Origin of the sequence: Klebsiella sp. OBRC7 (assembly GCF_000293135.1) — a bacterium.
Classification (GTDB): Bacteria; Pseudomonadota; Gammaproteobacteria; order Enterobacterales; family Enterobacteriaceae; genus Klebsiella; species Klebsiella michiganensis.
On the sequence record NZ_ALNJ01000129.1, the window covers coordinates 1 to 26,069 of the forward strand.

Consider the following 26,069-nt stretch of genomic DNA (forward strand, 5'->3'; position numbering starts at 1 on the left):
CATCGGCTGGCTGTTTTCCCTGGGCTTATTCTGAGGACTCACTAATGAACAAAATCAGAGCCGCCGTGGTCGGCGCAGGTATCTACGGCAAACACCACATGAACGCGTACCGCCATAACCCGGACACGGTGCTGGTCGCCATCTGCGACACCGACACAGAGCGCTGTGACGACCTTGCCATGGCGTACGGCGTGATGGGCTATACCCGGCTGGATGTCCTGTTGCAGGAGGAAGCCATCGACGTGGTTTCGGTGGCGACACCGGACCCGTACCACACCGAGTCCATCCTCACCGCGCTGCGCCACGGTAAGTATGTGCTGGCGGAAAAGCCGCTCGCCACCTCGGTACGCGAGTGTGAGCTTATCGTGGAGATGGCGCAGCAGCGGGACCTGCTGGTCGGCGTCGATTTCCATAAACGCTGGGACCCGGCGGTAATGCGCATTAAGGCCGAACTGGAGAAGCCGGAAACCGGGCGTATCCTGCGCGGGCATATCAGCATGGATGATGTGATTAGTGTGCCGACGGAGTGGCTGAACTGGGCGGGTGCAAGCTCTCCGGTGTGGTTCCTTGGTTCACACTGCTTCGACCTGGTGCGCTACCTTTCCGGACTGGAGGTGGTATCGGTCTACGCTGTCGGACAAAAAGATTTGCTGAATATGGCAGGTATCAACACTTTCGACAGCGTGCAGAGCCTGCTGACGATGGCCGACGGCAGTTCATGGGTGGTCGAGAATTCGTGGGTACTGCCGGAGGGTTTTCCAAAGGATAACGACGGGCGCATCGAGATCCTCTGCGGGACAGCCTATATCCGCAACACCTCGCAGCATCGGGGGCTGGAAATCACCACACCGGGCATGACACTCACGCCCAACAGCTATTTCATCAACTACCGCAACGGCGTTGCCAGCGGTTTTGGTATCGACCCGATCAATGACTTTGTGCGGACGGTCAGGAACCGGTCACCGTACCCGGTGACGGCAGAGGACGGGCTGGCGGTGAGCCGGATTTGCGAGGCGGTACATCGCAGTCTGGAGAGCGGGAAACCTGAATGCCCATAATGCCATAACTTTAAGGGCGGTACCTTTCTGCTACGTCAGATTGGTAAAGCCCTTAACCCAGCAAACCAGTCAAAGCACAGGAATGATTAGAAAGCATGGTCAGCTTTGAGCGAGAAGCGGACATTCGCCCATAGTTGTAATACTAACATTGCCATATGGGGAGCCGCTGGGAGCTGGTCAAGTGGCATTGGGATGCGGCGATTGCCACTAAAGGTTTCACCATACAGCTTTTCCTTCCCGTAATTAAGTTCAGCACGGATACTCACACTCCCCGCTACATGGTCTCAGGCGGAGCAACTGTTCAAGCTGGAGGTGGCAAAACCTCGTATCGCAAAGTCGCCATAGCATCAAAATTCTGGTCACGGTGCCAAGACTTGTGAGACAACAGCGTAGCTGATACAGCGAATTGGAGGCCAACATGCCTTTCATCCAGTACAACGCTGAAGATTGGACCGGTGCCTCTTTGTCCATTCGCGATGTTGTTCACAACCCATGAGATATCGTATTCATTCGGTGAAAAAGTTGAATCAACTTCCACTTCAAATCTGATCGTGTCACCACACCTCAGCGGCTCCTTCCCATAGAAGTTCGGCCTGTGGTCACTCGGATAATGAACATTTCCCTGAGAATCCGATATTCTAGTGAACATCGGTGCAGGGAATTTATCTGCCATGCTGGCTCCTGTGTAGTGGTTCTGAATCGCTGAGATTAGGTCGTTGCAATAGCAAAGTGCTCTTTCAGCTTCGTGGAGCGTTAACGTAACTCCATTGGCATGCGCTAGCTTATTTCGAATGGGTACTAGCAGATTTAGTATGTTCCTTACCTGCATACTTCCCAAGGGGAAATCTGTGTGGAGCACTGCCTTGAACCATTTGTCGTACACGTCGACTTTAGCCAATACGCGGGCTAGGTCGTCAAATAGCAGCGTGTCCACCGGACGCGGAGGCTTTATGCGAGCAGTTTCATGCCGTGCAGCGGCGCTGCGTTGAACACTTGCCGAAAATATTGGATTGTTAGAAGGTGATTCGCCTGTGAGGTAGCCATCTCCAAACGTCATGCTTAGTTGATTGTGGATTAAATAGCGTAACCAGAGTTCGCACGATTCGATCCTCTGGCGGCATGAGGACGCGACTTGGTCAGCGGACAGTAGGTGCAACGCCATATTGAATCCTTAAGCCTAAAGTGGATCGATATAGTAAACGTTACACTGCTAAGCTGCGAGCATAGAAATGCCTAAGCTACGAGAACTCTTTGACGGATGTTATGTTCCTCCCACTTGCCACATGTCTCCGATTGAGGACTACTATAGTCTGCTGAAAAGACTAATTATGGCACTGAGCAGACCTGCTCGCTGGGCGAGGCCTGCTGTGAGCGAAAAGCAGACCTATACCAATTGAACGGTCTGCTTGCAGCTTCTTTGTTTTCAACTTAGATTTGGATTCTTGTGAATCCAGAAGTTTATTCGCGATTACCTTTATCAGGATTATGCTGACTTGATTCCATCAGTTTTTCGCTAATGAGCCTAAATTTATGTTTTTCTCCCTGTACGCCAAAGTAAAAGAGGGCAAAAACTTCATACATTCCTTTGGCCGTTAATATCAAATCCCGTACATCATCCAGGTGAAGGGGAACGTAAGCAGACTCCATCAGAGCTATGACATAGTCACCGCGACCGTGGGTAAATAATGAAAACTTTTCGTACTGACCTAATCCACGTTTAGTGAACTGTTTGAAAAAATTATCGGGACCATAAGAATGCTTAGATAAAAACTCATCAAGCTCCTTCGACATGTTTGCAAAGTTAGGGAAGTTCTTATCACCTGATATCATTGGCAAAATATCGGTGCCTTTAGGCTTTTCTACGTACTCGAGGTATAAGGCCTTTGTGAATATTTCAAGCATTGACCTCAGAATGACAATGGCAGGATAGGGCTTTCCATCCCCAATCAGCATCATCAGGGACTGGTTGAAATTTGTGCACATTCTGAAGTAAGCGCGGTTTATATTTATATAATCACTGTCGGATTTTGGAGGGTTGAGCTCAATTAGGCTGACAATTAATTCATAATTTTCAGCTGCATCACTGAAAGCTTTACCTATTTCATCTTCTATAGACATTTGTATTACACCTATTATAAGTGTTAACCGGGAGCCAAATAGACATTTATTGTTTTTTTTCCAAGTGGAAGCTATGCCCACGAGCAACGTTTTACCGGAAACAACATCGTGGCACCATATCCCACCTCCACTCATTCCCTGCGGGTCTGGGAACGTGACCTTTTCTCCTTCGCTTGATAAGCAATTTTTTTTGTCAAATACGATAGCTATGTGCTCCTGAATATTCAAATCGTTACGTTCGTAAACGTCAGTCTCACAAAGTATGTTGTAGAAAACGTGAAGATGTGACCTGATTTTTTTCTCGGGACGGTTCAGTTTTGTTTTACTGGCTGGATATCCCATAACTGAGTGTATGCCATCTGAAACCTGTCCGGGTCCAGGAAGCAATTCCTCAGTAACGACGTTAAGACCACTCACCTGAAATTCATCATTCAGTTTTAGAATTGCAATATCAGTAACATCAGATGGTGAACCTTCGGTTTTTAAAAGGAAGCCAGTGAATTCAATGTGACTATTATCAAAAAAGTAGTAGTAACCTTTTTTACTGCAAATATTGGCAACGTGCGCAGCGGTCAGTAGATAGAAATTGGAATTTAATTTTATGATGACGAATGTGCCAATTTGTTCCGGCTCTCCCTTATCGGTAACAATAAACATCGGATAATTATATTTTTTATACTGCTCAATGATTTCATTGACAGCATCAAGACCATTATCAACCATAAACAATCGAATCCTTCCTGTCGGTTCTGGACATTTTATTGAAAGCCAGTTAATGATAACTTCTTCGTAAAAAATCACATGCTAATCTTGCATTTAAAATTTTCAGTTGATCTACGCAGGTACTAGAATCCCCCCTAAGTTCGTAAATGTTCAAACCTCACAGTAGTATAATTTTGACATGAATTTTTTTACAATTTTTTTAGTGAGTTGCCTAAGGCATTAAGGTCCGCTTTTGGCACTAAGCAGTCGGTCATTCTGGTCTACTAAAGTACGTAACATCAGGGCATGTTCCTGCAAACGGTCGTAGAAAGTGCGGACTCAGCCGTTACCTGGCCGAGGCCGGTCTCGGTTAGTTCTTCTGGCTGCTCGAGTACAAATGCGCCTAGCGCGAGATGAAGCTATTAAAAGTGGGCAGGTGAGTAAACGCCGCTGTTCTTGCGGTGAATTCAATGCTGAGTTGACATTGGCCATGCGAACATGGGCATACACCCCAGCTGCGGCTCCGGGTTTCACTGATAGCCCTGGGCATATCAGGGAATCCTTGTCGGGTATGTAGGTTGAGTAAACCCACCGGCGCGGTTGCGGTCTTTGTCGTCATAGCAGCGGTGAGTTGTTGCTAGCGTCAACAACGCTGGGAAATTGAAGCGTTGTTGAATTTGACTTATTAGATGGCCTTGCTTCGATATTCAATTTCTAATATCGCCTTTGTCATTGCCGCAATAGCTATAGCATCTGCCATAGTCAATTCAGGCTTGTCTAGGCTTCCATGTCCAGCAGTAGGTAATTTGTTACGCAAATCATAAATATCTTTAATCGCAACAATAAGGTTATTAGATAGGTTTGACTTTTTCTTGAACTGTTCAAAAAAACCACCCAATGATTGATTTGATACATTTGGGTTTTGAGAAATATCTTTCGCCATTGTTTCTAAAATATTAGAGGCGGCGTGCAACGCTCCTGCCGGGTCATTGGAATCTAAACAATTATTCATTCTACTTATTTGCTGAACAATATTGGGGTGCAATCTTTTTAAGTAATCATTCCCCAAAGTTTCATTGAACTGTTTAACATGACTAAAGACATCGCAATCCAAATAAAACCTAGGAGTAACGGTCATCCATGAATACTTCCAGTCATTTTTTATACTATCGTTTTTCGCAATACGCACACCTGTATCCTGATCTATTTCATCGACATATTTACACATGTAATCAGCATAATAGTAAAAATACTTATATGATATTTCAGGGCAAAAATTACTGATCGATGAAACACCTCCGTTTTTATTTGAACAAACTGAGGGTAATTCTTCATCACATAAAGATGAAAATTTGGTTCTTTCCCAATACTCACTCAACTCCTCTTCTTTTGTATCCGTTATGCCCGCTATCATTTTGCTACGTTTAAGCAGAACTACACTGTCATGGTATCGAGGGCAGCTATGCGAATTCGCGTATGGGCATACAGTTGATGCATTTCGATTATGACTCTCGTTATCCCACCAATTTTTATCAGGAATAATTCTTTGCATAATTTGACTGTTATCTCGCGATTAAATGAATTTTTAACTCTATACATAGCTTATCAGCTCTACCATACCTGCCGCCACTGTACATATCCCTGCAAAAAGAACCATCAACTTTTAGAGAGTCTCTGGCCCTCCAACTTCCACTGTTGGCACTCTGCCGACATTTGAAATTTACCCTTTCCCGCACACCTGAACCTAGCTTTAGCATGGATTGCAGTCGCTAAATAGCGATATCCACCTCGGGATTTGGCTATTGCCTGCCTCTCCGATGATACTTTTACTCCGGCCGTGTAAGCGACCGGAGCATAAATTTAACCCCTGCCAGAATACTCTTTCAACATGGCAAGAACCGCCCAACGAGCCGCATCATCTGCAATATTTTCAGGCAGAGCATCAGCCCGCAGATTGATATAAGCGTCAACAGCCATTCTGATGGCAACACCAACGGAGTCACGATCGTGCGTTGCCAACGTGGAAGTCAGCAGACCATCAGGATCAATGCCGTAGAATTCAATGCGGCGAACCCCACGTTGCGGTAGATTTGCGCGACGGTACAGCATTGGTCCCAGCACCTGCTCCCGGAAGAATGCCAGCATACCAATCGCCTCAAAGAGTTCGCCCCTTCCCAGTTTAACCACTGCGTAATGAAGCCAGATCCAGGCTCGGGACTCAAACCACTCCGGCGTCATGTTGGGCCAGTGAGCACTAAATTTTGCCAGTTGTCGCTTCAGAGCAGTGTTATCACGGGTAAATAACGCCGCTGGCTCCTCAACGCGTTGAGTGAGCATGTCCAGGGTGACAAATTTCAGATCGACATGGAGGAGTTCAGGGCCATACAGGCATATAAGCAGGCGAGGCTCTCCCACATGTTCCCCGGTGAAAGCATGCAGCAGATGGCCTAATGTTCCGGCAAGTTCCCTACGCTGCGTCATAATTTCATCATAGTAGAGAGGATCTACGACAACGACAAAATCCAGATCGGAGTATTTATCAAATCCGCCATGAATCATCGAGCCGCCAGCAAGAAGGGAATGAATTCGCGAATCTGACTGAAATTTAAGTTTGAGTTGCTCTGCAAAACTTCTGTGTAAATCGGGTAACGTACTCAGCATACTTTTTCCTGTTCACAACAAATACAAAGCATTTCAGAATATCGAGTAGTTTATATTCAGGCCAGATATTTTTTGCAGGAACAGTTATGCCCTTAGAAAATTTACTCACTTAACCGCATGTCCACTATTGGTCGACATCTGGCACACAGTCGCGCCAGATGCCGTCCTTTTCGTCTAATCTCAGTGATGCTGCAACAACACCTGTGAAATCTTCCTCGCCTCCCCCGCCGGATCCGCCGAATGCGTGATCGCCGCCCCCACAATCACCACATCCGGGCCTAACAGCGCATAGTCCTTCACCGTCTGGCTGCTGATGCCACCTGCCACGGCAATCCGGGCTTTCCGGCGCGCCTTCAACATCGTTATCAAATCATCAATCGGTTTGCGCCCTGCAGCCTGCTGGTCGGTGCCTGTGTGTACCGCCAGCATATCCGCGCCCGCCTCTTCCAAAAGGCGGACCCGCGCTGGCAGATCGTCAACGCAGATCATATCCACCACCACCTGCTTTCCGGCCTCTTTTGCCGCGCGGATGCAGGACTGGATCGTCAGCACGTCGGTCACGCCTAACACCGTGACATAGTCTGCCCCGGCGTCGAAAAGCAGCTGCGACTCAAAATGGCCCCCATCCATAATTTTCGCATCCGCCAGCACTTCCTTATGCGGGTATTTCTCTTTAATGGCTTTAATCGCGTTCACGCCTTCCCGAATAAGAAAGGGGGTTCCTACTTCAATAATATCAACGTCGTCAACCACCTTATCAATAAATACCAGCGCTTCAGGCAGGGTTAACTCGTCCAGGGCAAGCTGTAATTTCATGTTGGTTTCCTTGTGTCGAATGACTATTCGAGGTTGGCGTGCAGCGCAAAACCTTTGGTTAAGCGATATCCCGTCGACTGGGCCAGATTCACAATCATGGCGTCGCCCAGCACCATGACCGCCTCTTCAAACAGGCTGCCGCCGGGCAGAATACCTTTCACATTCTCAGGTCCATCCGGCAGTTTGTCGGTATAGGCCGGGATCCTGATCACCACCTCCGCCAGTTTCCCCAGCGTGGACTCGGGGAAAATGGTCAGCAAAGCCAAAGTGCCACCCAGTTGCTTCGCTTTCGTTGCCACATTCACCAGCGAAGCCGTTTCACCCGATGCACTCGCCAGTAACAGCAGGTCGCCTTTTTGCAGCGCAGGCGTGACCACATCGCCGACAACATGCACCTTCAGGCCGATATGCATCAGGCGCATCGCCAGAGCTTTCAGCATTAACAGCGAACGCCCTGCGCCAAAAACAAATATCGCGTTCGCTTCAGCGATGGCCTGCTCCAGACGTGCCAGCGCAGCGCCATCAATCCGCGACATCGCCTGATTCAGGTCGCTACAAGCAACGCCTGCAACAGATTGCGTTTCCATCATTCGTCCTCCTGGCAGAACGGGAATAAATCATCCTCATACTGGAGCATCCCCATGATTTCCCGGACATAGTTATCGACATGCCCCAGAAAATGAAAACGTTCCGGTGCGGCGCAGTAGCGCTGGTAAAGCGGCGTATCGAAGGTGATGCCAAGATGCGGGTTCTCTTTGACGGTGGCGAATTTGATGCGCGGAATACGCGGGTAGTAGTGATTCTTGCGCACGCAGAGCTGCCCGTTCTCTTCCACGATGTAGCAGGCCATACCGTGGTAAAACTGCACCGTGTCGTAGTGAACCGCGCAGGGTTTATAGGCCAGGTTGCTGAATACCAGCGGCCCGTCGCCGATATTGATGGAGCAGTGGCCGTAATTCGGCGGCACGATAATGCTCTGCCCCTCCTTCACCACCGCCACGATAAGATCGTCCACCAGCAGATCTTTTGGTTCAACGGCAAAATCCGGCGACTTTTGCAGGATATACGCCGCCGTGCCCTTAATCACTTCATACACTTCCGGATGGGTGTTGCGCCGCGTGTCGTTATAACCGTGATAATGGCCGCTGGTTTTCTTGCGCTCATGGCCAATCGTCCCTGGCATAATGATGGTGATGTCGTACTGATACTGGTCAGCGGCAAGCCGTTCCTGATCCTCCGGAAAACTCAGCCCGCGATAAACATCGTAAGCCGGTTCATCACGCTGCGCTTCGGTGAATTCCGGTAAAACCACCGCCATCTGCCCGGCGCTTTTGCGACCAAAACCGAGATAGTTCAGCGGCGGTTTCAGCGCCATTACGCCGTCGTCATCGAGATACAGCGGCAGGCCGCTGTGGTGTAGCTGTTTCATTTTGCCTCCTGTGTATACGCGTTAGCTGCGCGGATCGCCTCTTTCAGCCGATCGGACTTCATGCCAAATACGCTCTGGATGTTGTTCCCGACCTCGACGACGCCCGCCGCGCCAAGCTGTTTCAGCAGCGCTTTGTCCACCAGCGTCTTATCCGTTACGTCAATGCGCAGACGTGACATGCAGGCCTCGATGCTGGTCATATTTCCCGGCCCGCCATAGGCCAGAATGATGCCGCTCACCAGGTCATTCTGTTCGTTTTCCTGCGCCACAGTGCTTTCTTCGACTTCACGCCCCGGCGTCAGCAAATTCCAGCGGCGAATGGCAAAGGTAAACAGGACGTAGTACAGCGCTCCCATCACCAGCCCGACCGGGAACACCATGTACCAGTGAGGCGCGCGCGGCAGAACGCCAAAGAAGAGATAGTCGATAAGCCCGCCGGAGAAAGAGAGCCCGATGTGTACGCTGAACCACTCCATCAGCAGGAACACCACCCCCGCCAGGACGGCGTGAATGCCATACAGCACGGGCGCAACAAACAGGAAGGAGAACTCAATCGGCTCGGTGATACCACAGACAATGGAGGTGATCGCGCCAGAGAGCATAATGCCCTTCACCCGCGCTCTGTTTTCCGGGCTGGCGCAGCGGTAGATCGCCAGCGCAATCGCCGGAATGCAGAACATCTTGATGGGCGTCAGCCCGGCCATAAAGGTTCCGGCGGTGATCGGCACCTGATCTTTCAACTGGGCAAAGAAGATAAGCTGGTCGCCATGCACCACCTGCCCGGCCTTGTTCACGTACTCGCCAAACTGCAGCCAGAACGTCGGCCACCAGACATGGTTAAGACCAAACGGGATCAGCAGCCGCTCGATAAAGCCGAACAGGAAGGCGGCCACGCCCGGCCCCTGCACCGTCATGGTATTCGACAGGCCATTAATCAGATGCTGAACCGGCGGCCAGACCACCGCCATCACCAGCCCGACAAACAGCGCGGCGAAGGAGGTCACTATCGGCACGAAGCGCTTGCCGGAAAAAAACTCCAGCCAGGACGGAAGCTGGATGCGGTAATACCGTTTATACAACCAGGCGGCGATAATCCCGATAATGATGCCGCCAAACACGCCGGTCTGGAGCGAAGGGATGCCCAGCACCATCGTGTAGTCACGCACCTGCGTCACCGATTCGGGCGTGATCCCAAGAAACTGGCCGATGGTGACGTTCATAATCAGAAAACCGGCGATCGCCGACAACCCGGCAATCCCCTGATCGTCACTAAGCCCTACCGCCACGCCGACCGCAAACAGCAGCGGCAGGTTAGCGAAAATCGCACTGCCCGCTTCCGCCATCAGCTTCAGCACGTGAACCAGCCAGTCAGCGCCGAGAAACGGCAGGCTGGCGACAATATTGGGATCCTGAAAGCTGACGCCGAAGGCCAGCAAAATACCGGCGGCAGGCAGCATGGCAATGGGGATCATTAACGATCGCCCGATGCTTTGTAACATTTGCAGAAGGTTGAATCTTTTCATCTCGATCTCCTGAGCGCGTCTTTATGACAGGGATTCGCACAACAGCAGGTTTTGCTCCGAACACTTTCAGTATCCGAACCCAAAATGATTAAAAAAACAGCAACCGAAGACGAAAGTTATTTCCGGTTTTCGCTTAAAACCGGAAAATTTATGAGGACAATCACGCCAGAAGCCATCAGAAAGGGATAAAAGAGGAAATCGCGTTCGGTGGGAGGCCATCACATGAGTATCTTCGAGGCGCATTTTCGCAGACTACACGCCCGCTACGGCGCAGGTCAGACGCACGAATTACAGATGCACGAGATCGCCGCCATCTTCGGCTGTTCGGTGCGTAACTGCCGAATTGCGCTGAAAAAGATGCATCAGGAAAAATGGCTCGACTGGCAGCCCCAGCGCGGGCGCGGCAAGCGCTCACGGCTCAATCTGTTAACCTCGCCGGAAAAGCTGTTCAGCCAGAACGTCAATAAGCTGCTGGAGAAGCAGGATTACGGCAACGTGCTGCGCTTTATCGGTAACGACAAGTATCTGCTGGATCGCCTGAGCCTGTGGCGCTTTGGGGTACAGGATAAAAGCAGCGAAACGCGGGTGCGCATCCCCTACTACCGCAATCTGGATCCGCTTAACCCGCTCGTTCCCCTGCGGCGAACCGAACGCCACCTCCTGCGCCAGTGCCTGAGCGGGCTGACGCGCTATGACGCCGTTCAGGGCAAGATCGTCCCCGATATTGCCCACTACTGGACCCACAACAAGGACTTTACCCGCTGGGAGTTCTGGCTGAAATCCACCGCCCGCTTTGCCGATGGCGGCGAGCTGGATGCCAGCGCTGTTGAGCGCTGCCTGCTCGCCGCCAGCCAGAGCCCGCAGTTCGCCCCGCTTTTCAGCCCAATCAAAACCATCGCCGCTGACGCCCCCTGGCATCTGGTGATTGAAACGCATCACCCGGTCAGGCGGCTCGACTGCCTGCTCGCCACCCAGCCGACGATGCTGTTTGATTACCAGCACGGACACATCCGCTGTACCGGTGCTTTCCACCTGCAGGAGCACAGCGACAACTTTATGGTTCTGCGGCGCAATCAACACTGGCACCAGGCGCGGCCCGGACTGGATGAGATCACCATTTTCACCTGGGCTCCGGAGCATATCAGCATGAGCTTTATTCCCCTGCTGCGGGGCGAGGAGGCGCAGGATGATCGCCCGCTCAACGAGCGTAGTCTGGAGCAGGGCTGCTGCTTTGTGCTGCTAGACAGTGAAGGAGCCTTTGCGGATGAGGCCGGAAGACGGTTTATCAATTATCTGCTGCAGCCTGTCGAACTCCTCAGCCAGACGCAGCTTCCCGACGAATATGCGCGCATCCTCTCCGTGGCTCAGGGCATGCTGCCGGAGTGGAACCACCGCCCGGTAGATTTCGGCGGGATCACCGCGCCGTTTAACCTGCGTCAGCCGGTTATCATCAGCACCTTTCAGCAGCCGGAACTGGTGGAGCTTGCCGGAGCGATTCGCATCCTGCTTGAGCGCTGGCATATTCGCGCCGAAATACGGATCGACGCATTTGACCACTTTAACAGCCAGCCGCGCCCTCCCGCGGATATCTGGCTCAGCAACTTTATGCTCGATACCCTTTCGGTTCCGGCGTTTCTGGAATGGCTGGCTTCCACCGCGCTGTTTACGCGCTTGCCTGAAGCCCAGCGACAAAACCTGAACGCCCTGCTGCCGACGATTCTGAACAGCGACGATGAGCAGGCGTTCGCCACCATTGCCACCTTTTTCCATGAGATGACCCATCAGCGATATGTCATTCCTTTGCTGCATCACTGGATGGAATTTGCGACCGAGAAGTCATTTACTTGGCGGGATTTAAATACGCTGGGATGGCCGGATTTTAGCCAACTTTGGCTCGAATAATGCACGCCCGCAAAAGCTCGCTAAAGGGCCTTTAAAGGCCTTTAAGGGTAAGGGAGGGAAGTGTGGGATTTGGGTTCGGGGAACGTTTGGTCATCTGCATTGGCAATGTCCTCAGATTCCATCGAATGGTTAAATCCAGTACACCCTTCCAGCCGTACTGCTATCACTATTTAAGAACGTCCTGTACCCATCTTCTTCACTTAACTCCGCAAGCCGGTCAATAAGCAGGGAAAGATTAGAAAGACTGGGCAGTTTTGAGTGATCAGCAGAACTTATAAAATCGATTTAAAAAGATTCCTCTCTACAGTGTTAAGGTACCACTACTATTGTGGATTTTAATCAGCGGGGAACTATGTGTTATGAAGTCCAGAATCGGGCCAAATGGAGTACATTTCTTTGATCGAAATACAGGTCTGAATGTCCTTTTAGACGAGTTTTGCCCTCATCAGACAGTCTGGTCAAAGTCTCCTCGCCAGGTATCCGTTGCGCTTACCAATCTTTGTGACCTCCACTGCGCACATTGTTTTGCGCCTAAGCACAAGGCATTGCTACATACTGACCAAGTGCTTACTTGGTTAAAAGAACTGGATACTGAAGGATGCCTCGGTATCGGATTTGGTGGTGGAGAACCAACACTACATCCTGATTTCGTCGAAATATGCAAACGGGCTGCTGGGGAAACTCATCTTGCAGTCACATTTACGACTCATGGTCACCGTCTGACCCAACCATTGGTTAAAAACCTCAAAGGTTCGATCCACTTTGCGCGCATTAGCGTTGACGGGATAGGTCATACCTACGAAGAACAGCGTGGAAGGCAGTTTTCAAGTTTACTCAGAGGCATTGAGTCGATCGCGAAATTGTCGCCCTTTGGGATCAATATCGTGATAAACGAGCGTACGATTTTTGAGCTTGACGCAGTGGCTGAACTGGCGCAACAGTTTGGAGCTAGTGAATTGCTGTTGTTACCTCAGCAAGCAACTAATGCAGTCGCAAGTATGGACGAATTGGTCGGCCGAGAGCTTCAAAACTGGGTCTCTAACTATAGAGGAAAGGTTCGACTTGCAGTAAGTGAGGTGGGAGCATCAGGGCTCCCCGTATGCGACCCTCTTCCTAATGAGACAGGCCTTCAAGCCTACGCGCATATAGACGCTTCCGGGATATTACGCACGAGTTCTTATTCAACCACAGGTATGGATATTGAAGAAACTGGCGTTATGTCCGCGCTCAAACGGCTTAGAAATACCTTAGAGATTAAACAAGGGACACAATCATGAAAATTTGGAACGGATACGGATCTGAGCATTCGATGAACTTAGTTCTCATCGGAAAATTCAAGCAAGAGCAAGATGCAGTGAAGGTCGAGAAGGATATTAAAACGCTCAGTACTCAGGCTGAGAAAGATGAATGTTACTCGCTCCCTTTTGATGAGCCAGAGAATCAACGGTTTTCAGATGAAATGCTCTCATTACTATGCAGCTTAAAACTCCACACTTTAGGACCAACCGATCTTGGTCAATTGGTGTCAGATCATCATCTAGATCGTGAAGGCGATAGAATAACAATAACTACTGATGAGGCAGAGGTATCTGCGTTCGTAAAGCTGTTTGTCGAGGCTGGAGCAAAGGTCGAGATTTTCTCAGCGCATGACTATCCGTCCGATTCCAGCGATGCCAGTTGAAAGAGGATGCATTGATGCCTGAAGTAAATTGGAAAGTATTCAACGAACTGCCCGGTGCAGCAGATGTGAACTTCGAAAACCTTTGCCGCGCTCTGGTACGCCGACACTATGGTCGTTTCGGTCGCTTTAAGCAACTCGCAAATCAGCCAGGGGTGGAGTTTCACCTCGAGCTGACGGAGCCTTGTGATCTCGGTGCGCCACCAGGCTGGATTGGTTGGCAATGCAAGTGGTATGAGCTGGTGAATGGACAAGATTTGGGAGCCTCCCGCCGCAACAAGATCATCGAAGGTATCGAAAAGACGCGTAAGCATGTCCCAGGAGTGACCAATTGGAAGCTTTGGACTCATCACACGTTAACAAAAGGTGATCAAGAGTGGTTTTTCGCGCTAGAGCAAGACCGCTTCCCTGAATTGAAGTTAGAACTGCTCACTGCTACGGATATCGAAGATCTTTTGGTCGGACCGGGAGCGCTTTTACGAGAAACCTACTTTGGTGAACTGGTTCTAACCCCAGAGCTAATTGCTGAGCAGTATAAGCTTGCCGTGGCTCCATTTAAGAACCGCTACCAGCCAGACGTTCATGTAGCGGTGGGGGCTGAGGAGAATATATTCAGGCATCTGTGCAGCCAAAACGCATGGGAATCTCTGGAAGAACTCTCAAACGCTTTAAAAAAGAATCATACGAGCATTGCTTCGGTTACTGAGCAACTCAAAATTGAGCTCAGGACTGAAGTTGAATTACTCCTGTCCCGGGTAATTGGGTTGACTGAGTTTATTGATGGTTTACACACGGCGCTCGGCAAAGGTGACTTTAACTCTGTACATCAAGCGTTGGTTTCAAATCCGCGTCAGCCGGTACGTTATGACAGGCTGCTTTCGAAATTGCGTGGAGCTCGCTTTGACGGGGCTCCGTTAACCGCTAATTTGGTTGCAGATATTCACATGGTTTCGTCTGTTCTCCGCAGTTTGGAGCAGTCAATTGGTGCTCGGGCAGTTGCTGTACTTGCGGCGGCAGGTGAAGGTAAATCTGAACTTGCAGTTAAGGTAACACAGCCAGAAGGGGAATTCCCAGGGGGAATCCTCCTATTGGGTAAGAATCTTCATTCAGGTCAAGGGCTTGATGATCTCGTAACTGCCTTCAAGATTTCTGGGAGGCCAGCAGAAAGTTTCGACCGCCTGATTGAGGCCATAGATGCGGCAGGCCAGCGTGCAGGCAAACGCATACCTATTGTTATTGACGGTCTGAATGAGGCGGAAGATCCGAGAAATTGGAAGGATGAATTATCCCGAGCGGATGAGCTTCTAAAGAATTTTCCTTATGTCTTGTTAGTTGTCACTCTTCGCAATGAATTCGCCCAGATGTGTCTGCCTGAGGGGTTTCCCCAAGTTGAACATAACGGGTTTCAGGAAGATCCGAAGACAGCATTTGACAAGTACTTTGAGTACTACAAGATCGATGCTACCGATGCGGATCTACCAGTCGAACTCTTGCAGCACCCCTTAACACTGAGAATTTTTTGCGAAGTAGCAAATTCTCCTCGTCAGCATATTGTCGGAGTGGAAGCATTGCCCCGTTCGCTTGCAAGCCTGTTCGAAGCACATTTTAACAAGGTTGCTGCACGAGTCGCTGAGCTTTCACCGGCGATGCATCGCATTTATCAAGATGACGTTCAGGATGCACTACTGACGATCGCGGGTCTTCTTTGGGATAACAATGCGAGAAGTGTAGATTTTCAAGCTACACGGGCGGCAGTTCGGGATATGGGGTGGAACGATAGTATTATTCGTGCATTGGAGTCTGAAGGCATACTAGTTAGGACTATTTCTCAAGAAGGTAGGCAAGGAGTTGCGTTTGCATACGACCTAATGGCCGGACATATGATGGCGCACCACCTGCTTAGGAAGCCTGAGTTGGTCCAATGGTTAAAAAGCGATGAAGGGAGCACAAAATTTAAATCTCATGGACCTGATTCGCATACCTTCGCTTATGACGTATTCCGGGCTCTGGTTGATCTGTATCCGCAACACTCTGGTAGGCGGCAGCTTTGGCAAGACTTGTCGGATGATATACTCGTTATGAACGCTCTGTTATTGACGACGCAATCGGACCCAAGATATATCGGGCGGGCTACTGTTGAACGATTTGCTCAAGCTATGCAGGAGTCGAAGCGATTTGCACAATTTGCCTTCGAGAAGCTACGGAGCATCAGGGCTGCACTGGCACATCCGTTTGATATGAGTTTTTTGCATGATGTGCTAATGGCTATGTCCAACACTCAGCGCGATCTTTTTTGGTCAGAGTGGATTCGTCAGAAATCTGAACAAGTCAAAGACGACTTAAAATTCTTGTCGACGAGATGGAAATCGGGTCATCTGGATGAGCGTGAGCTTCGGAGAGTTCGCTGGGTGATGTGGACACTGACGACGACATCCAGAGCTTTGCGGGATATGGCTACCAAAGCCCTGTATGAATTTGCCATCAGGCGGCCAGAAGAGTTTTTCCGGTTAGCGATGGAGACAAATGTAGTTTCAGACCCATACGTCCCCGAGCGAGTGTTCGCCGCAGCCTACGGTGCAGTCCTGACCACTTGGTCGGATATCGATGCAGTAGAGTTACATGATGCGTTGCCACGATTCGCTCGCGAGATTTACCAAACCATGTTGGCACCTGGTGCTACAGCTCCTACCTGGCACGCATTATATCAGCAATACTGTTTGGGAATCATTGCCATTGCAAGGATGGTAGATCCAAATTGTTTTTCAGAGGATGAAGCTGCTTATCTTCTTCCGCCATTTAGCCATCTGCCTAACGTATTTGAAAGCATTCAACAGTACGATCCAGCAATGATTGAGCGAGCGGAGAGCGCAGCGATTCAAATGGACTTCGGTAACTATACGATTGGTAGACTTATTCCAGACAGAGCCAATTACGATGACAGCAATCCGGAGTATCAACAGGTATTGCGGGCCATTGTTTCTCGAATGCTGATGCTTGGTTATGACCCTGAGCAGTTTGAAGCTGTTGATCGGCAAATGTACTCAGGTTCTCGTATGGGAGATGACAAGCACAAAATCGATCGATATGGCAAAAAGTACAGCTGGATAGCTTACTTCGAGATGTGGGGAATACGATACGCGCAAGGCCTCCTTTCCGAAGACCGCAGCGCTCGTCCATCGGACGCAGATATCGACCCGACGTTCCCGCTAGACGCTGTGAGCATTGATTTGCCACTTCCAGCCTTGTTCAGCGAACAGTCGTCAGATGATGGTGATTGGATCATGAGAGGTCCACAACCTGACTACCGTAGCATCCTTGAGATTACGGAGATTGATGGTCTGACGGGGCCATGGATCCTACTTGACGGTTTTGTTGAGCAAAATGCTACCTCGGATGACCGACAGATTTTCACTTTCCTGCGAGGGGTATTCGTAGATAGCCAAGAAGTTGACAATCTATGTAGGTTGTTCACTGATCTTGAATATCCTGGCAATAGCGCCATCCCTGATGCTCCTGGCTACTATTACACCTATGCGGGTGAGATGCCTTTCCCGTCTATTCCGGGGCTGCTAGTCGCAAATGAACTAGAGGATGATAGCGATGAAAATTTGGTGTCCGCAGATAGATGGTCAGGCAATGGCGTTGCGGTAGATATCACTGTGCAGGACTACAACTGGGAGAGTTACCATAGCGTGGAGAACCAAAGCAGCGGTGCGAGCCTGCCCTCAAAGCAACTTTGTGAGGCTTTGAATCTCAGGTACCGTGCAAACAAATGGGATTTGCATGATGCTGCAGGTGTAGCGTCACTTTACCGCAAAATTGGCGAAAATGGTTCGGACGTCAGTGGCTCTGTCAGCTATCTACGTCGTGATCTACTTGACCGCTATTTGATGCAATCCGGTAAGGTATTGGTATGGCTTATGTGGGGAGAGCGTGGTTTTCATTATCGGTCCAACAAGACGCGCAATTTGCACCGGTATTACGTGAATCACCAAGAGATTCACAAGCGTATTCATATCCATCAGATAGCTTCGAGTGTTAGTAATCCTAATATTACGGACGGAGTCGCTATATGAGTTACGACTTCAGAAACCTTTCATCCGCAGACTTTGAGGATCTTGTTCGAGATCTTATCGGAAAAGAAGAAAGGCTTCGCTTTGAAGCATTCTGTGTGGGGCCGGATAATGGTATTGATGGCCGACACGCATATGCTGGAAAGAATGTCATCCTACAGGCAAAGCATTATGAAGGGTCGTCGTTCAGTAAACTGATGACCGCTATGAAGCGTGAGCGCTTGTCGATAGATAAGCTAGCCCCCACACGCTATATTCTAGCAACCTCCCGTAAGCTTACTCCAGCGAATAAAGGCAATCTCGCTTCGCTCATAGGGCCGAGCTTGAAATCCGAGGCGGATATTTGGGGGCCAGAAGACATAAATGGTCTCCTTCGTAAGTATCCTGAGGTTCTCAAGTCGCATATCAAGCTGTGGCTATCGGGGGCGGGCATTTTGGAGCAGGTCGTACGCGCCGCAGCCCATACTTTTGCGGCGTTGACGATGGAAGAGATCGAACAGAAGGTTCGTGTTTACGCATCAAATCCCAGCTTCGGCGAGTCATTAGTAACATTAAATAAATATGGGCTTCTCATCATTTCTGGGCCACCTGGCGTAGGCAAAACAACACTAGCTGAAATGCTTTGCTACACCTTTCTGAGCGATCAATGGGAGCTAGTCCCTATCCGCAGTCTGGAGGACGGCTTTTCTGCCATTATCGATAGTAAAAAGCAGATCTTTCTTTTCGATGATTTCTTGGGAAAAGTTGCCCTCGATAGGCAGGCTTTGGCGCATAAGGATTCTGATTTGATGCGGTTCATGAATCGGGTGCGCCGCTCGCCGAACGCTCGTTTTATCCTGACGACTAGGGGGTACATATTTGAGGAAGCCCGGAGAGTCTCCGAGTACCTTGGCGATCAACGCCTTGATGTGACGAAGTATGTGCTCGATGTTGGTGTCTATACTCGCCGAATCAAGGCACGGATTCTCTATAATCACCTGCTTGTGTCAGGAACTCCTAAATCTCACATCCAAGCACTTTTGGAGAGTAATAAGATCGCGAAAATTGTTGATCATAAGAATTATAATCCTCGCATCATTGAGGCTATGACCGATGCATTACGTACCAACGATATAAAATCCATCAACTATCCCACAGTCTTTATCGACACCCTGAATAATCCCAGCCAGATTTGGGACACTGCTTTCCGTACGCACATTGATCACCGCTGCCAACACCTTCTGATTGCGATGTTTTTCCTTTCGGAATACGGCGTTGCCTTTGCTGATCTTCATTCATCTTTCGATAAACTGCATACCACGATGAGCACTGCTTACGGTTTGCCACATGGGCCTAAGGATTTTGAAGAAGCCCTTCGTATTCTGGAAGGTAGTTTTATTAAAATCATAAACATCAGAAAACCTGTAGTCTCTTTTATCAATCCTTCACTCAAGGATTATCTCTCAAGCTATCTGTTTGATATAGCCTTCCTTATTCGTCTTGTTCCCACGGCAGCCTCAATTGATTGGTTGTTGAGGCTGTGGAACTTCGTACATACACTTGAACTCAGTGAGGTCGATCAAGCGAAGATCGCCAGAGCCTGCATTGGCATGCTGGAGATGATCGAAACACGTCCTCCCTGGCGTCCGAAAGCTGGTGATTCCCTCTCACTTGAATACAATGACGTCGCAAACTCCAAGCGGCTCCAAATGCTAATGGATTGGTGGCAACTCACAAACGAACAACGATTTGCCGACAGTATAATGACGATTGCTCGCAATCCCCCGCAGGGTTTTAGTACATGGTTGGATGGAGAGATTCTGATCGAGTTCTTTTCTCTGCGGGATCAAAAGAGCTATAGCCGACAATTTATTTACGAAGATGAATTATTAAAGATCCTTGAAGAGGAACTCACAGACACTATAAGCTGTAGTTCAATTGACATGCTTTCCACGTTTATTGATGCGGTGGACGCAGCAAAAGGTTTGCCTTCTAGCATTACCCTTGCCTTAAGGAGGGCGGTGCTCGAAGAGTTCGAGGATAATACTAGCCGCGTTTACCAGGATGACAGTGAGTCTTCCTTATCGGATCGGATCGACGCTCTAAAAAAATTCGCTCCGCGTTTTGGTGTGCCAGATAGTGTATTGGATAGAGCCATCTCAGATATTGAGGAGCGTATAAGCGAAATCGAAGACCGCAGTAGCATTGCCTCCTCTCCAAGTTTCCCGTCGTCCAACAACAAGTATGAACAGGAGACGTTTGACGATTGCGCTCTTCGGAATCTTTTCATAACCCTTTTGGATCGCTAGGCTAACGTCCATATCAGGCTCGTTGCGCTCCGACCTACACAAGATGTAATTAAATAGGAGAATTCATGCTATCCGGTGAAGTCACAACTAGATGTGTTTTTGTTAACCTTTCCACTGCAAGTTTAGGCAACACACTATCGAAAATTGTCAAATAATTTTCCAAGAGAGAATTAATATAATCCAAGTTACCATGCTCTATCTCATGCCATGTTTCGGGAAGATACCTAACTATAATACTAAGCGCGTATAATACAACTAAGTGTAATACAAAGGGATCTTGAGTACCCCAGAAAGGAACTATTACACTTGTTCCGCAATAACCAGATTTATGCGTTAAAACATAATCCCACCACAGCTCTTTTTCAGGATGGTACACTTTACCAACAAAGTATGGCTCGTCATATCCACTTATATTTTCCGTACACTCCTGCTCAATATCTTTAATTCCTAAACCATAGGAATCAAGTTCCTCAGCAGTTATCCCAGCGTCTTTTGTATAAATAGCTGCATATGTAAACCCTGAGAACTCTGGTGTAGATTTTACAATGCCTTGCGATGATAATCGTTTTGTTCTTAATATCGTATTTCTACTTGCATGCCCGATTTGAAATGAAAGTGGATTTTCATCAATAATTTCTTTTAACAATGGCCTTAATTCTGGGATTCTTCTTAACAAATCAGTCAAAGTATATGTACAGGATGCTTCCAATTCTTCAGAATTTCTTGGCCGACGTTCTGCTGCATATGTTTTAATTTCTATTCCTATTTTTTTTGCATATGCATAAAAATGTCCACCCCGAACACATCCAATTTTTATATTGTCAGGGAATGTTGCATTTTCAATAGTTTGAGTAAAAAGTCCGTGACCAGATTCAGTATGCCTTTGCACAGCTTTTAAATCATCTTTAGGATCTCCTGAGGAAATTTGTTCAGCTAAGCTTATCTGTAATAAAGCATAGTACCTCGAGAGGATTTTTGAATTTAAACCACCATTTTCAGTTTCCCAATATCCAATTGCACTTCGTATTGCGGAGGACATTCCGATTGATTTATTAATATATTCATTTTCTTGTAATAAAGGATGATTTTTTTGGATTATTTTTTTACAAAGTTGAGAGCTTGTGAGTCGTTTCAGTCGCAACCATATAGCACCGCTTACATCCGTAGCAACAAAGCGCTCAATTGTTTTTTGTGAAGACATATCTTTTCCTTAGATAGGTATTATGACTTGTTTACGAGTACATCATAAAGTAGCACAACATAATGTTATGGCTCTCCGCTTCTAATACAAAACGGTCTGAGTGAAGTTCGGTCCGATCGACTATAGACGACAAGCCAGCGACTGCCAACGAGAACATCAACCAACAATCCCAATAATCGACTTAAAAATCAATAAGATACAAAAACGCCTTCCATATCAACATCATCACCACTCTTTTTGCGCCTTCCCCTTCGCGCAAAAAATCAAAATATCCAACAAACTCAACCCCCTCCCCCACCAATTACAAGGACGCCAGCCCAAAATTCTCCATCGGTGATTACCAGAGTCATCCGATGAAGTCCTAAGAGCCCGCACGGCGCAAGCCCTGCGGGCTTTTTTGTGCCTTCAATTTGTCCCGCAAAATCTCAAGAAAACTAATTTAATCTGAACTTTTTAGGCCCATTGATAGGCCCAACGAAAAGCTCTATTGTTTTCGTTGGGCCTAAAAGCATGGAGACGACTCATGGCACGACGAACCAAGCCGTTAACGGATACGGAAATCAAAGCCGCCAAACCTAAAGATACCGATTACCAGCTATACGATGGTGATGGGTTGAAGCTGCTTATCAAATCCAGTGGAAGCAAACTCTGGCAGTTCCGTTATCATCGCCCCTTAACAAAGCAGAGAACCAAGCAAAGCTTCGGCGCCTACCCTGCTGTCTCACTTTCCGATGCGTGTAAACTCAGAGCTGAATCTCGTGCATTACTGGTAAAAGAAATCGATCCTCAAGAACACCAGAAAGAACTGGCAAGGAATACCTGGAAGCAAAGACCAACACGTTCAAACTTGTCGCTGAATGTTGGTGGAACGTCAAGAAAACCAGCGTTACAGAAGACTACGCCGAAGATATCTGGCGTTCACTGGAAAGAGATGTTTTTCCTGCAATTGGCAATATAGGTGTCACCGATATCAAAGCCCATGTATTGGTTCAGGCGGTACAACCGGTACAGGCCAGTTTTCTAATGAAATCGCTCCCAGCAATCCACTTTACATAGACATGCATGAAGCGGCAATCTCGTTATTGATAAGTCATCGTAAATGACAGCACGCCGTTCGCGGTACCGGTAGTGATCTTATCCCCAGTCTGATAATAACGCGCCTTTAGAGGTACGCTGAATCCACCGCTTGCCGAGGAAGTCCCCACGCCGACATCCGAACCCAGCGCCATCGGCTGATTATTATAAAGCAACTGAATGCCCACGCCCGTGGCAGCATTATTGCCGCTGGTCGTATTGATCACTCCTCTTGTTGCATCAAAAATATTCCCCTCCATTTTGACGCTAACCCGGGTTCCAGCGTTGCAGGTGAGCGGGAGATTGAACGACTGGGTATAGGCGTCACCAGGAGTAGAACCTTTGCCGCTGAAGGCGCGTTTATCGACCTCTCTCATATCAACAGGTATCGCTGCCGTCGCCAGCTTACAGGCCGGAGTTGTCACCGTGAAGGCGTTGATATTGACCTCCGCCTCAGGGGATTGCCAAAGCAGCGAATTATTCAGTAAAACCAGCGCACCTACGGATTTCGCGGTTATCGTGCCGGATCCGGTTTCGGTTGCCGTTTTATAAAACGTCACCGTTACGGTGCCATTTAACGTCGGGCTAATCATTCCGCTGGTGTTCTCACAAAGTTTAGCGGTATTGATATCGCCCCGGATCGTATTGCTGCCGGTAACCGCCGCACTGCCACCGGCGCATTTTGTCGTTGAACCCGAGATGGCATAGCCAATACCGGCAACGTTGGTTTTATACACGCGCCGGCCGTTCACCATCGAATCAAATGTGCCGTTCGCAATCACGCCTAAGGTCTGATTGGAGATTACGCCATCAGCAGAGTTGTAACAGCTGAACGCATTGATGGTTGGCGTCACAAGCTGAGTGCCGATAACTGCACCAATAGGGAGATCGCGCGATATCGTAATATTCTGCGGCGAGACGGTGGTTGAAGGCGTTGGGGTCGTGCAATCCCAGGCCAGAGCAGCTTGAGAAAATATCCCCAGAGCAGCAAAAAACAGGGTGATGACAATCGGTTTCATTTTTTCTCTCCTGCTTAATGGCATGGTGCAGTAACGTAATGCGTGGTGTCTGAAAACGAGGTTATCTGATATGTTGCGCGGCAGCTTTCACCCGCCCAGTTCACCTCCACGGTCCCCTTCTCCGGTGCGCCGTTTAGCCAGACCCGCTGGCGCTCGTCAACGATGCCATCCGTCAGGTTATCGCGATTTTTTATGCTGGCCGTTGCCCCAAACGGGACCTCTTTTCCGGACAGCTGTAGCATGATTTTGTATCCCGTTACGGTGGGGTAATCTGCCAGCGCTAAAGCACCTTTCGTGGGCACTACCGTACGAGTATCATTGAGAACATCCGTGTTGTTATTCAACGTGGCGGTATCCAGCGATAGACTGTTCTGCCGATAGGGCGTCACATATGGCACCACGGCAAAACCTTTACTGTCGGTATAAACCCCACCATTGTTTGCCACTTTCACTCCAGCGGCGTTATCCGCTTTTACCAGCGCCATGGTCTCGCCGAGCGGCTGAGTCGCGGCGATACCGTATGGATGCACCACCAACCCGCCCATCGCGCCTGCTGAAAGCTGGCGGCTATCACGAGAATAGCTGTAGCCAAGCTGATACTCTCCATGGCGCCCTTTATAGTTGACGGCAGCGCTGCCCATCGTATCGGAGCCTTTGCTGTTATAGCCCTGCTGCACATTCCAGCTCAGGTTTTTATCTTCCAATGCAGAGCCGGATAATCCCATCTGCGAAACGCTATCACCTTTCTTATTGCTGCTAGCAGAGAGCGTCATCCAACTGTCCGACAAGAAACGTGACAGCGGGATCTGCATCGTAAAAGCGACAATATGATCGTTGTCATTGCGCCATGGCCCCTTCGAATAGCTATAGTTCAGGCCATAATTGATATTGTTAACGCTGGTGTTGTATCCCACATTCACACTGCGCTCGCTATCACCTCCCCAGTAATCCTGCTGCCAGGCGGAAAGATTTACGTTACCCCAGTCACCGAGCCTTTGATTCAGCGTGACCTGAGCTTTACTGCGTTTATTACGTTGATAACGCCAGTTGTCATCAAGCCGCGTTTCATCACTTACCATGCGGAACGGATTCACATCGCCGTTTGCTTCCTGAAAGTCACGAAAGCCCGATGAGGAGTAGCGGTAGCCCATCAAACTCAGAGAGGTTCCAGTTGTCGCAAAATCCTTGGCATACTGCGCGCGTAACGAAACCCCCTCCTGGGTCTTCTCGGGTAATTGCGAATGGGCAAATGTGGTATCAAAAGAGAGCGAACCAAGGTCGCCAAATCCTTTCCCCATTCCTAATGCGCCAGCCCAATAATCTGCTGAAGTCAGCATTCCGCCGTAAACCGTGGTATCCCAGGGTAAACCATAGCTCAGAGTCGTTTGCAAAAACGTTGGTTCCTTATCCTGATCATTTGCCGCCCGATACTGCCCCACAGCCAGCGCATATTTAAACTGGCCTTCCCGCTGCATTACCGGTACCGCGGAAAAGGGCTGGATAAACTGATGTACCGAGCCATCCGCTTCACGTACCGCCACGTCAAGATCGCCGCTGGCGGCAGTGGGATATAGGTCGTCAATCACAAAAGGGCCTGGTGGAACATACGACTGCCAGATAATGTTGCCACCCTGACGTATGGTTACCTGGGCGTTACTTTGTGCGATACCGCGCACCACGGGAGCAAACCCGCGTACGCTTTCTGGCAGCATTGAGTCATCCGAATAGAGCTGAACACCACGAAAATTTACGCTGTCGAAGACCCCGGACTGGGTATACCCATCACCCGCGCTAAACTGGCTCTTCAGCGTTTTTATATCCCGCTCAAGGGAGGTAGCAATGGTGTTCCAGCGACTCATTCCGTTGTTGTTGTTATAGGCTGAATAATTACGCAGCCGCCAGGGTCCGACATTAATGCCACTACGCAGGTTTAAATAACTATCGTTTTGCGATTCAGTGCCGCCATGGTTATTGGCGGCGGAAAAGTTATAGTTCAAAAACAGCATATTTAGTCCATCGTCCCACTGAGCCGGTGATACCGAACCCTGAGGATCCCGTCGCAGATACTCCTGGGGAACGGAGAGCTCAAGCCGCATTTCATTAAACTGAAAATGAAGCTGACTACCGGGCAGTAGGTTGCTGATATTTTCAACCGTCGCTGATTCATCCAACGCCATCCAGTTGGGCTGCGCATTTGGCTTCACGCCCCATTGCGTAAAATCTGCACGGGTCAGCACTGGCATTAAATCGCTTTCATGACTGACAAATACGATGTCGCGCGAGTCGACGTAATTTCCGTTGAGATAAACATCGACATGATACACGCCGGGCATCTGCCCGTCGGCTTTGCTAAAACGGGAGATATCAACATCACGAGGAAGATTTCCGCGAGTTTCAATAAAATCCGGGGCAAAATAATCCTCAGCCAGTAGCGCTGGGACATAAATGCATAAATAAATAAGCGCAGCTAACTGAGTTAATTTTGCACAACCTGACATCGTATTAAACTGGAGCATGAATAATTAAC

General features: G+C 49.0%; 17 protein-coding genes and 1 pseudogene. 7 read left to right on the forward strand and 11 right to left on the reverse strand.

The window, feature by feature from the left end; translation table 11 throughout:
* Window positions 1–44: 44 nt before the first annotated feature.
* Window positions 45–1,058, forward strand: coding sequence for a Gfo/Idh/MocA family protein (locus HMPREF1144_RS24230; protein ID WP_009654280.1), 1,014 nt, complete (start codon window positions 45–47; stop codon window positions 1,056–1,058).
* Window positions 1,059–1,359: 301 nt separating this feature from the next.
* Here the strand turns inward: HMPREF1144_RS24230 and HMPREF1144_RS33110 are convergent, their stop codons facing one another.
* From HMPREF1144_RS33110 to ptsG, 8 genes are all read right to left on the reverse strand, one after another.
* On the reverse strand, window positions 1,360–1,731 hold the full coding sequence (locus HMPREF1144_RS33110) for a hypothetical protein (RefSeq protein ID WP_126530146.1): 372 nt from the start codon (window positions 1,729–1,731) through the stop codon (window positions 1,360–1,362).
* Window positions 1,732–2,516: 785 nt separating this feature from the next.
* Window positions 2,517–3,977, reverse strand: a complete 1,461-nt coding sequence (locus HMPREF1144_RS33395) for a hypothetical protein (RefSeq protein ID WP_198286857.1) — start codon at window positions 3,975–3,977, stop codon at window positions 2,517–2,519.
* A 586-nt stretch (window positions 3,978–4,563) separates the two neighbouring features.
* Window positions 4,564–5,430: a hypothetical protein gene (locus tag HMPREF1144_RS33795; RefSeq protein WP_009654279.1), complete on the reverse strand. Its 867-nt coding sequence runs from the start codon at window positions 5,428–5,430 to the stop codon at window positions 4,564–4,566.
* A gap of 308 nt (window positions 5,431–5,738) precedes the next feature.
* The gene (locus HMPREF1144_RS24250) at window positions 5,739–6,539 is read right to left on the reverse strand and encodes a hypothetical protein (RefSeq protein WP_009654289.1); all 801 of its coding nucleotides are present in this window, start codon (window positions 6,537–6,539) and stop codon (window positions 5,739–5,741) included.
* Between the two features lie 180 nt (window positions 6,540–6,719).
* Complete coding sequence (gene hxlA / locus HMPREF1144_RS24255; protein WP_009654295.1) at window positions 6,720–7,355, reverse strand: 3-hexulose-6-phosphate synthase; 636 nt, start codon at window positions 7,353–7,355, stop codon at window positions 6,720–6,722.
* A gap of 23 nt (window positions 7,356–7,378) precedes the next feature.
* On the reverse strand, window positions 7,379–7,942 hold the full coding sequence (gene hxlB / locus HMPREF1144_RS24260) for a 6-phospho-3-hexuloisomerase (RefSeq protein WP_042928428.1): 564 nt from the start codon (window positions 7,940–7,942) through the stop codon (window positions 7,379–7,381).
* Window positions 7,942–8,784 carry a glucose-6-phosphate isomerase family protein gene (locus tag HMPREF1144_RS24265; protein WP_009654290.1) on the reverse strand — a complete coding sequence of 281 codons (843 nt, stop codon included), beginning with the start codon at window positions 8,782–8,784 and terminating at the stop codon, window positions 7,942–7,944. Before HMPREF1144_RS24265 ends, hxlB begins: the two co-directional genes overlap by 1 nt.
* On the reverse strand, window positions 8,781–10,307 hold the full coding sequence (gene ptsG / locus HMPREF1144_RS24270) for a glucose-specific PTS transporter subunit IIBC (RefSeq protein ID WP_009654282.1): 1,527 nt from the start codon (window positions 10,305–10,307) through the stop codon (window positions 8,781–8,783). Before ptsG ends, HMPREF1144_RS24265 begins: the two co-directional genes overlap by 4 nt.
* Before the next feature lie 222 nt (window positions 10,308–10,529).
* On the opposite strand from ptsG, the gene HMPREF1144_RS24275 reads away from it, so the two are divergent.
* The 5 genes from HMPREF1144_RS24275 (at window position 10,530) to HMPREF1144_RS24295 (ending at window position 20,248) form a co-directional block, all read left to right on the forward strand.
* A complete protein-coding gene (locus HMPREF1144_RS24275; RefSeq protein ID WP_042928423.1) occupies window positions 10,530–12,209 on the forward strand; it encodes an SgrR family transcriptional regulator in 1,680 nt (559 codons plus the stop codon).
* A gap of 359 nt (window positions 12,210–12,568) precedes the next feature.
* Window positions 12,569–13,486, forward strand: a complete 918-nt coding sequence (locus HMPREF1144_RS24280) for a radical SAM protein (protein ID WP_009654294.1) — start codon at window positions 12,569–12,571, stop codon at window positions 13,484–13,486.
* A complete protein-coding gene (locus tag HMPREF1144_RS24285) occupies window positions 13,483–13,890 on the forward strand; it encodes a DUF6375 family protein (protein WP_042928425.1) in 408 nt (135 codons plus the stop codon). Before HMPREF1144_RS24280 ends, HMPREF1144_RS24285 begins: the two co-directional genes overlap by 4 nt.
* Before the next feature lie 14 nt (window positions 13,891–13,904).
* Entirely contained in the window at window positions 13,905–17,963 is a 4,059-nt protein-coding gene (locus HMPREF1144_RS24290) for a hypothetical protein (RefSeq protein ID WP_009654281.1), read from the forward strand.
* The gene (locus HMPREF1144_RS24295; protein ID WP_009654292.1) at window positions 17,960–20,248 is read left to right on the forward strand and encodes a hypothetical protein; all 2,289 of its coding nucleotides are present in this window, start codon (window positions 17,960–17,962) and stop codon (window positions 20,246–20,248) included. The genes HMPREF1144_RS24290 and HMPREF1144_RS24295 overlap by 4 nt, the downstream gene beginning before the upstream one ends.
* Before the next feature lie 49 nt (window positions 20,249–20,297).
* Here HMPREF1144_RS24295 and HMPREF1144_RS33120 read toward each other — a convergent pair whose 3' ends face one another.
* Window positions 20,298–21,449 carry a YaaC family protein gene (locus tag HMPREF1144_RS33120; RefSeq protein ID WP_009654286.1) on the reverse strand — a complete coding sequence of 384 codons (1,152 nt, stop codon included), beginning with the start codon at window positions 21,447–21,449 and terminating at the stop codon, window positions 20,298–20,300.
* 523 nt (window positions 21,450–21,972) lie between these two features.
* Between HMPREF1144_RS33120 and HMPREF1144_RS24300 the strand changes: the two are divergent.
* Window positions 21,973–22,463, forward strand: a pseudogene (locus HMPREF1144_RS24300) (integrase arm-type DNA-binding domain-containing protein); the annotation flags it as partial.
* 65 nt (window positions 22,464–22,528) lie between these two features.
* Here the strand turns inward: HMPREF1144_RS24300 and HMPREF1144_RS24305 are convergent.
* A complete protein-coding gene (locus tag HMPREF1144_RS24305) occupies window positions 22,529–23,542 on the reverse strand; it encodes a fimbrial protein (protein WP_004853355.1) in 1,014 nt (337 codons plus the stop codon).
* Between the two features lie 14 nt (window positions 23,543–23,556).
* Complete coding sequence (locus HMPREF1144_RS24310) at window positions 23,557–26,058, reverse strand: fimbria/pilus outer membrane usher protein (RefSeq protein WP_009654288.1); 2,502 nt, start codon at window positions 26,056–26,058, stop codon at window positions 23,557–23,559.
* Between the last annotated feature and the right edge of the window lie 11 nt (window positions 26,059–26,069).